The 6,914-nt window shown below is 63.4% G+C and carries 7 protein-coding genes, 1 tRNA gene and 1 pseudogene; 5 read left to right on the top strand and 4 right to left on the bottom strand.

The genetic code is table 11. The features are described 5' to 3' along the window. Positions 1-696: outer membrane protein assembly factor BamB family protein (locus PGX04_RS01190; protein WP_273736838.1), on the bottom strand; the 696-nt coding region annotated here is incomplete at its 3' end. Between the two features lie 491 nt (positions 697-1,187). On the opposite strand from PGX04_RS01190, the gene PGX04_RS01185 reads away from it, so the two are divergent. Next, positions 1,188-1,583 carry a helix-turn-helix domain-containing protein gene (locus PGX04_RS01185; RefSeq protein WP_273736837.1) on the top strand — a complete coding sequence of 132 codons (396 nt, stop codon included), beginning with the start codon at positions 1,188-1,190 and terminating at the stop codon, positions 1,581-1,583. A gap of 237 nt (positions 1,584-1,820) precedes the next feature. Then, on the top strand, positions 1,821-2,183 hold the full coding sequence (trxA, locus tag PGX04_RS01180; RefSeq protein ID WP_273736836.1) for a thioredoxin: 363 nt from the start codon (positions 1,821-1,823) through the stop codon (positions 2,181-2,183). Between the two features lie 543 nt (positions 2,184-2,726). On the opposite strand, the gene PGX04_RS01175 is transcribed toward trxA, so the two are convergent. Together PGX04_RS01175 and PGX04_RS01170 are read right to left on the bottom strand one after the other, a co-directional pair. Beyond that, positions 2,727-2,800, bottom strand: a tRNA-Thr gene (locus tag PGX04_RS01175). 160 nt (positions 2,801-2,960) lie between these two features. Beyond that, a complete protein-coding gene (locus PGX04_RS01170; protein WP_273736835.1) occupies positions 2,961-3,950 on the bottom strand; it encodes a class I SAM-dependent methyltransferase in 990 nt (329 codons plus the stop codon). Between the two features lie 719 nt (positions 3,951-4,669). On the opposite strand from PGX04_RS01170, the gene PGX04_RS01165 reads away from it, so the two are divergent. Together PGX04_RS01165 and PGX04_RS01160 are read left to right on the top strand one after the other, a co-directional pair. After that, positions 4,670-5,347, top strand: coding sequence for a class I SAM-dependent methyltransferase (locus PGX04_RS01165; protein ID WP_273736834.1), 678 nt, complete (start codon positions 4,670-4,672; stop codon positions 5,345-5,347). Positions 5,348-5,418: 71 nt separating this feature from the next. Beyond that, entirely contained in the window at positions 5,419-5,850 is a 432-nt protein-coding gene (locus PGX04_RS01160) for a universal stress protein (RefSeq protein ID WP_273736833.1), read from the top strand. Positions 5,851-5,881: 31 nt separating this feature from the next. On the opposite strand, the gene PGX04_RS01155 is transcribed toward PGX04_RS01160, so the two are convergent. Beyond that, positions 5,882-6,658 (bottom strand): NAD(P)H-hydrate dehydratase, encoded by a 777-nt coding sequence (locus tag PGX04_RS01155; protein ID WP_273736832.1) that lies wholly within the window; start codon positions 6,656-6,658, stop codon positions 5,882-5,884. Positions 6,659-6,793: 135 nt separating this feature from the next. On the opposite strand from PGX04_RS01155, the pseudogene PGX04_RS01150 reads away from it, so the two are divergent. Next, positions 6,794-6,914, top strand: a pseudogene (locus PGX04_RS01150) (phosphoribosyltransferase); the annotation flags it as partial.

Genomic DNA, 6,914 nt, shown 5'->3' with positions numbered 1-6,914 from the left:
GGTCGCGGGGTCGAAAGCGAACGTTCCCGTCTCCGTTCCAGCGTAGACGACGCCGTTCGCCGCGGCTGTTCCGGTGATAAATCCGGACTCGTGTTCGTCACCGTCGCCCGACTCGACGACGGCTGATTCTTTTCGCCATCGGACTGACCCGTCGTCGGCCTCGAGCGCGGACAGGGTACCGTCGACGACGACGAAGACGCCGTCGTACGCCGCCGTGTGGCTGCCCGTCCACTCCTCGGGACCGAGATCGCTCTCCCAACGGACGCCACCGTCGTCCCGATCGAGCGCCACGATCTCGCCGCCGTCGAGGTACACCGTCTCGCCGGCTACTGCGGGGGCGCCCGCGTCGATGTCGGCGTTCCCCCAGACGAGCGTGCCGTCGGCCGCGTCGAGGGCGACGACCCCGTCGGCGGTCGTCGTGTACACGGTGTCGTCGGCCACCGCGACGGAGCCATCGTGATCGACGGACCAGGCGACCTCGAGCGACTCGCCGTCGAACTCGTGGCCGTCCGCGATGTATCTGGCGTGACCAGGGTCGCCTCGGTACGACGGCCAGTCCTCGTTCGGTCCCGGATTGCGATCCGGGTCCGGTAGCTCGCCAATGTCAGCCTCCGAGGCTCCGACCCCCATCGAAGCGAGTCCAGTCCCGATTGATAGCGCTGCACCAGTCGCCAGCACAGATCGTCGTTTCCACATGACTATACGAGTACGCGCGAATACCAGTCATAACCCTATCTACCAATTAACCTGATTTCTTAGCTATGCAATTGTTCCAACCACTATCAGCATACCCCTATCTGGTAGTTAATTCGACTTTTTAGCGGTGGCGGTGAGGGTGCCAAGTCCGTCCTCAACGAGCGAGTGCCGCGAGCAAGTAGGGTGGGGTAGTTCACCCGTACAAGAGTCCCGAACGTTCCTATGGTCAGAACTTTCATGCAAGGTTCCAGTATACCCTCCACCGTCCGATTCGCACATGCGGGTACCGAATGACCGCTCTTCGGCGCGGACTATCTTGGGGGACGCACGTATCACGACGATGTGACTGCCGAGGCTGTAATTTCTCTGCGTAACGGATCTCGGCCGAGAATCGAATACGTCGTCACTGATACCGACCGAGATCGGCACAGGATTGTGCAACCTCTACACAAATCTTTTAACTGCATGGTACCTACCCGGTAGTGATTCCAATGCCAGACTCGATGTCTGAACAACTTCAGCAGGATCTGCAGTGTGAGGACCTCCTCGAGTGTTTTCACGGCCTCAAGCAACTCGACAAGGAGTGTTTCCGGATCCTCGTCGATACCGAAGAGCCCATGACCGTCGACGAGATCGCTGCTGCCGTCGACCGCGAGCGCTCGACCGCCTACCGGTCCGTCCAGCGGCTCCTGCAGACGGGCTTCATCCAGAAGGATCAGATCAACTACGAGCAGGGCGGCTACTACCACGTCTATCATCCGACCGACTCGTCCCAGATCGCAAACGACATGCAGCGGATGCTAAACGACTGGTACGCGAAAATAGGCCAGCTCATTCAGGCGTTCGAAACGAAATACGAGCAAGCCGAGACGACGGCCGAAGGCTAGCCTCGGACGCCTCGATCTCACTCACAAATCTCGCGGTGAGTGATCACTCATCTTTTCTCTCTCCGTCCCGGAGAACACCGACTCTCGTCCTCGAGCACATCGGTCGTCGCAAAGACGACGTCGTGGAATGCCCTCTCGACGAACGTACTGGAGTTGGTCGAGTTACAAATAGAATTCGTGCCCATATTGTGCACTTCTCACAAATGATTACACACTGTCGACCCGTTCGGAGAGATGATGGCAACTGATGGGCGCGGCGAAACGTCCGAACAGTCGATTGACGAACCGCTTTCCATCGAGAACGAGAACCATCTCGACGAGGTCATCGAGGCGCGCGAGGCCGTGCTCGTCGACTTCTACGCCGACTGGTGTGGTCCCTGTCAGATGCTCGAGCCCGTTCTCGCGGAATTGGCTAGCGAGACGGCGGCCGTGATCGCGAACGTCGACGTCGACGAACATCAGCAACTCGCGGGTGCCTACGGCGTCCGTGGCGTTCCGACGCTCGCGCTCTTCGCGGACGGCGAGCAGGTCGAACAGCTCACCGGCGCGCTGCCGGCGGACCGACTGCGTCGCCTGATCGAGGGATGCACCAACGAATGAACGAGGACGGCACGGTGCCCGCGACCGTCCACGACCTCCTCGAGATGCTCGAGCACGCGGTGGAGCCGTCGCTCGAGATCTAACTGTAATCGTCTTCTCGCTGTAATCGTTCTCGCAGTCTTCGTCCGTCGATAGCCGCTGATCACGGGAATCACCCATTTGATATCGCAATATGTGATTTATCACAGACGCTGACCCGCGGTTGAACCCCGTGAATCGGTTGAATCGAAGCAATAGCTCAGTCCTCGAGTCGCTCACAGCTTCATTCGGACGTTCATGCCACCGTTGGCTGCCGTACAGTGATCTTGGCGGCCCGAATGAGTCGTCGACCCGGCGGACAACAGGCCCCTCGTTGAAATCGATTGATGGTCGTAGCGAAACAGCATCCCCATTTCACTCCCCCTGGCGCTCGCTCCTCGCGTGATATCCGTCGCAGAAGACAAGTCGGGTGGAGGGATTTGAACCACGGTCGGAGCAAGCTCCTCCCTGATTCAAATCCCTCCAGTCGCTCTTTCGCTCCTCACGTCCGTTCGTCGCCAAAAGAGCCGGTGGAGGGATTTGAACCCTCGACCTAATCCTTACGAAGGATTCGCTCTGCCAGTCTGAGCTACACCGGCACACTCACTTCGCTCGTGTCCCATGCATCGGCGACGACCGTCGCCTCAACACCGGCGCGAGTACATTCATTCGTAGGACCGATACCAGCCATAAGGATTGCGAATCGGTGCGCTCGTGCGATGGGAGTTCATGGCAGATGGCACGCGTTGACGCTCCGGATTACCGCTCGAGGTGGACGTCCAGACAGACGTTCAGCTCGTGGGGAGCGTAGGACCGGACGGTGTGGCGGGTTTCGACGGTGACCGCGTACTCGGGTTCGGCGGCTGCGCGAATCGCGCGTTCGCCCGGCCCGAACGGGTCGTCCTCGTGCTGGATGTCGTAGTAGTGGAGGGTACAGTCGTCGCCGGCCAGGGTGACGGCCGACTCGAGGAAATCGTCGGCGCTGTGGGGGAGGTTCATCACGATCCGGTCGGCCCGGTTTTCGTATTCGGCGGCCACCTCGCGCACATCGTCGTTAATAGCGGTCACGCGGTCCGCGACCCCGTTTCGGCGGGCGTTCTCGCGGAGGTAGTCGATCGCCTCGGCGTTGATGTCCACGCCGACGCACGTCGCGCCGCGTTTCGCGAACGGGATCACGAAGGGGCCGACGCCGGCGAACATATCGAACGCGTGCTCATTCGCGTCTACCTGCTCGGCCACGCGGTGGCGCTCGGTCGCGAGCCGCGGCGAGAAGTAGACCGTCGCGAGGTCCAGTGCGAACTCGCAGCCGTACTCGCGGTGGACGACCGCCGTGTTCTCGCCGGCGAGCAGCTCCCAGTCGCGCACGCGCGTCTCGCCTTTGACTTTCGAGGCCTTGTTCAGCACCGTTTCCGCGGGGAGATCCGACTCGAGGATGGCGTCGGCGATATCGCGTGCCCGCTCGGGATCGTCCTCGTCGATGAGCGCGGCCTTGCCGAGTCGCTCGTAGGTGGGATCGAACGCGAGGAGATCCGCGGGCGTCGTCTGCTGCTCGCGCTCGGTGGCTTCCCGGGAGACGATTTCGCACTCCTCGAGCACAGCCGATGCGGCGTCGGAGTCGGTGATCGGAATGTAGAGCTGGCCGTCCGAGACGGTGATCTCGTAGGCGTCGTCGATCAGGTCGGCGTCGGCGAGCGACGATCGCGCCGCTTCCCCCGCTTCGCGCGCGACGCGGACGCACGGCACTTCCATACACGAACTGGCCGGCGCGCCGCCGTAACGCTGACGTTTCAGTGTCGATCCGCATTCGTTCGGATAAACCAAAAATCGCTATAGCGATTTCCTCGCTGCTGGGCGCGGGACCGGCGAGGAAAATCGACTGCTGTGTGTGAATGAAACCTGGATTTTGGTGGTATGTGTGAGAAAAAGCGTCCTCCTATCGTGACATCAGGGGATCGCCACCCCCTCAACCGATTTCTCCGCACGGGCACTCCACGCCCGTCTGCTCACGACGGCGGAGCCGCCGTCTGATCACGGGTGCGTATCGTCCGTTCACATGGTCTGCGAGATCTCCGGTCTCGCACTATTCGCATGGTTCGCAGGACCGTCAGTCCCCACTATTCGCGACGATCTCGCATGGTATCAAATCGCGGTTCGCTGGCCTCACGGGTCGCTTCTCACAGCTCACGTCGTTCGCCGTTCGCTTCTCGAGGTCCTCGCTGTGCTTGGACCTCGCATTCGCTTCCCGCTCGCCATTCCGAGATCTCACTCAGTTCGGTCTCGCTCCGCTCACCGCGACCGAGCGCGCGCCACCGCCGTCGGTTGGTCGATCTGAACTGAGACGTAGCAACCACCCTCTCTGCCGATCGGGCAACGATCGGTATCCGTCCCGAAACCGATCGCTACGAGTTCGAGTACCGACGGGAAAAGGGGTATCACTCAGGTCGCCGTCCGTTAGACCGAGTGACACGATGGCAGACAGTAATCCACGGTGCGCCGCGGGCGATCGGATGATCTCACACCCCACGTTCGCCGCACTGTACGATCGGTTCGTGCCGGATCGGTTCCTGATCGGCCCCCACCGCGAGTACCTCGCGGCCGACCTCTCCGGTCGCGTTCTCGATATCGGTGCGGGCAACGGCGTGATGATTCCGTACGCGACCGACGCCGACGACACCCCCGAGTACCACGCGATCGAACCGGATCCGCACATGCGACGCCGCGCCGCCCGCGAGGCGAGGGGGACCGGCCTCGAGGTTCACCTCCGCGGTGACCGCGCCGAGTCGCTGCCGTACGCCGACGACAGCTTCGATGTCGTCCTCTCGAGTCTGGTCTTCTGTACCATCGCCGACCCCGAGACGGCGCTCGAGGAGTTCGCCCGCGTCCTGCGACCGGGCGGCGAACTGCGCTTCCTCGAGCACGTCCGCAACGACGGCTGGCGGGCCCGAGCGCAGGACGCTCTCACGCCGCTGTGGGAACGCGCTGCGGGCGGCTGTCAGTTGAACCGCGAGACGGTCGAGCGCTTCGTCGGACACGACGCGTTCGACGTCCTCGAGATAGAGCGAGTCACCGTCGGGGTGTTTCCGGTGACGCCGATCGTTCGCGGGCGACTTCGACGTCGGCGGGCTGCGACGGGGTCGATCCGATAGCCTGCCAGTACGTGCGAATTTCCCAGGATCGTGAGATCGTCGTTACGTCCATGCGGGTGGTACTCTCCCGCATGGTCCGGAAAACGCTGGTCGCGATCGACGATTCCCCGCAAGCCGAGGCGGCGCTCGAGTACGCGCTCGAAGAGTTCCCCGAATCCGCGATAACGGCGATACACGTCGTTCGACTTCCGGAGGGGTACTGGGCGTCGTTCGCCACCTCCGAAGCGGCGCTCCCGGGATACGAGAACGCGCGAGAACGCGGTGAGGAGGTCGTAGAGGCGGCCGTGCGATCGGGCGCTGACACCGACCGCGAGATCGAGACGGCCGTCGAGAAGGGGAAGCCGGCGCGGGAAATCGTCGACTACGCGGTCGAGAACGGATTCGAGCAAATCGTCGTCGGCAGTCACGGACGACGCGGCGTCGGTCGCGTCATGCTCGGAAGCGTTTCTGAGCGGGTGGTCCGCCGCGCACCGATGACGGTGATCGTCGTCCGCGAACAGTAGCCGATCCGAAAGCGGGTGCCGAAGCGAGCGGTTAACGGATCGTGTTCGGAATCCGTTCGATGACGTCGGTCGCGACGACGCCCGGTCCGTGCTCGGCGGTCGCGAGCTCGCCGGTCTTGCCGAGGATCCAGGCGCCGAGTTCCGCGGCCTCGCGGCGATCCATTCCCTGCCCGAGCAGCGAGGCGATGATCCCCGACAGCGTATCTCCGGTCCCGGCGACGGTCATCGCCGACGTTCCCGTCTCGTTTTCGATCCGCTCCCCCTCGGCGACGATCTCGTCGACGCCACCGGTCAGGGTGATGACCGCCCCGGTCTCTTCGGAGAAGGTCTCGAGCGAGCCGTAGGCCCCGTATATCGGGTCGTCCTCGGAACCGCTCGGCGTCAGGATCGCGTTCGAGAGGTCCGCCTCGAGCGCGGGTTCGATCGCCAGCGCGTCGACGACGATCGGGACCTCGATCCGATCGACCGCCTCGCGAACCGCGTCGGGATCCGCGTCGGCGAGCCCGGGGCCGATCACGAAGGCGTCGGCCCAGTCGGCCACCTCGAGAGTCCGTTCGACGGCACCGTCGTCGAACTGCTCGCGGTCGTAGCGGTCGACGAGGAGATTCGGCGAGTGGCCCGCGACGATCTCGTAGATCGGCTCGGGGACGAACGCCCGGACGTGATCGGAGCCGGTCCGCAGCGCCGCTTGCCCGACGAGCGCGGGCTGGCTCGGGTACGCGACGCTCCCGCCGACGATCCCGACGCGACCGTTGTCCTGCTCCGTCTCGTCGCTCACGTTCGAGAGCGTTTGCTGGAGGCGTCCCATACGCCCTTTCCAGAACGACACCGTGTAGGGATTCGGCAGGCGTGTTCCGGTCCGATCGCATCGGACCGACATCACTGTCCCGGCGTGTGCGGCGCAAACACGTAATGCGTCGCTCCCGTACTACCGGACAGGACCATGTTCGACGACAGAACCGACGCCGGCGAACGCCTCGCAGCGGAACTCGAGCGCCGCGATCTCGCGGTCGACATCGTCCTCGGGATTCCCCGCGGTGCCCTGCCCGTCGCGCGGCCGGTCG

It is taken from the genome of Natrinema soli (genome assembly GCF_028618695.1).
Note: the sequence above shows the minus strand (reverse complement) of the source record. Positions and strands in the feature narration are given on the sequence as shown.

Excerpts from the sequence above, each read along its gene's own strand:
- trxA (WP_273736836.1), top strand. The coding sequence starts at position 1,821 with ATGGCAACTGATGGGCGCGGCGAAACGTCCGAACAGTCGATTGACGAA.
- PGX04_RS01155 (WP_273736832.1), bottom strand. The coding sequence starts at position 6,658 with ATGGGACGCCTCCAGCAAACGCTCTCGAACGTGAGCGACGAGACGGAG.
- PGX04_RS01165 (WP_273736834.1), top strand. The coding sequence starts at position 4,670 with ATGGCAGACAGTAATCCACGGTGCGCCGCGGGCGATCGGATGATCTCA.
- PGX04_RS01160 (WP_273736833.1), top strand. The coding sequence starts at position 5,419 with ATGGTCCGGAAAACGCTGGTCGCGATCGACGATTCCCCGCAAGCCGAG.
- PGX04_RS01185 (WP_273736837.1), top strand. The coding sequence starts at position 1,188 with ATGCCAGACTCGATGTCTGAACAACTTCAGCAGGATCTGCAGTGTGAG.
- PGX04_RS01170 (WP_273736835.1), bottom strand. The coding sequence starts at position 3,950 with ATGGAAGTGCCGTGCGTCCGCGTCGCGCGCGAAGCGGGGGAAGCGGCG.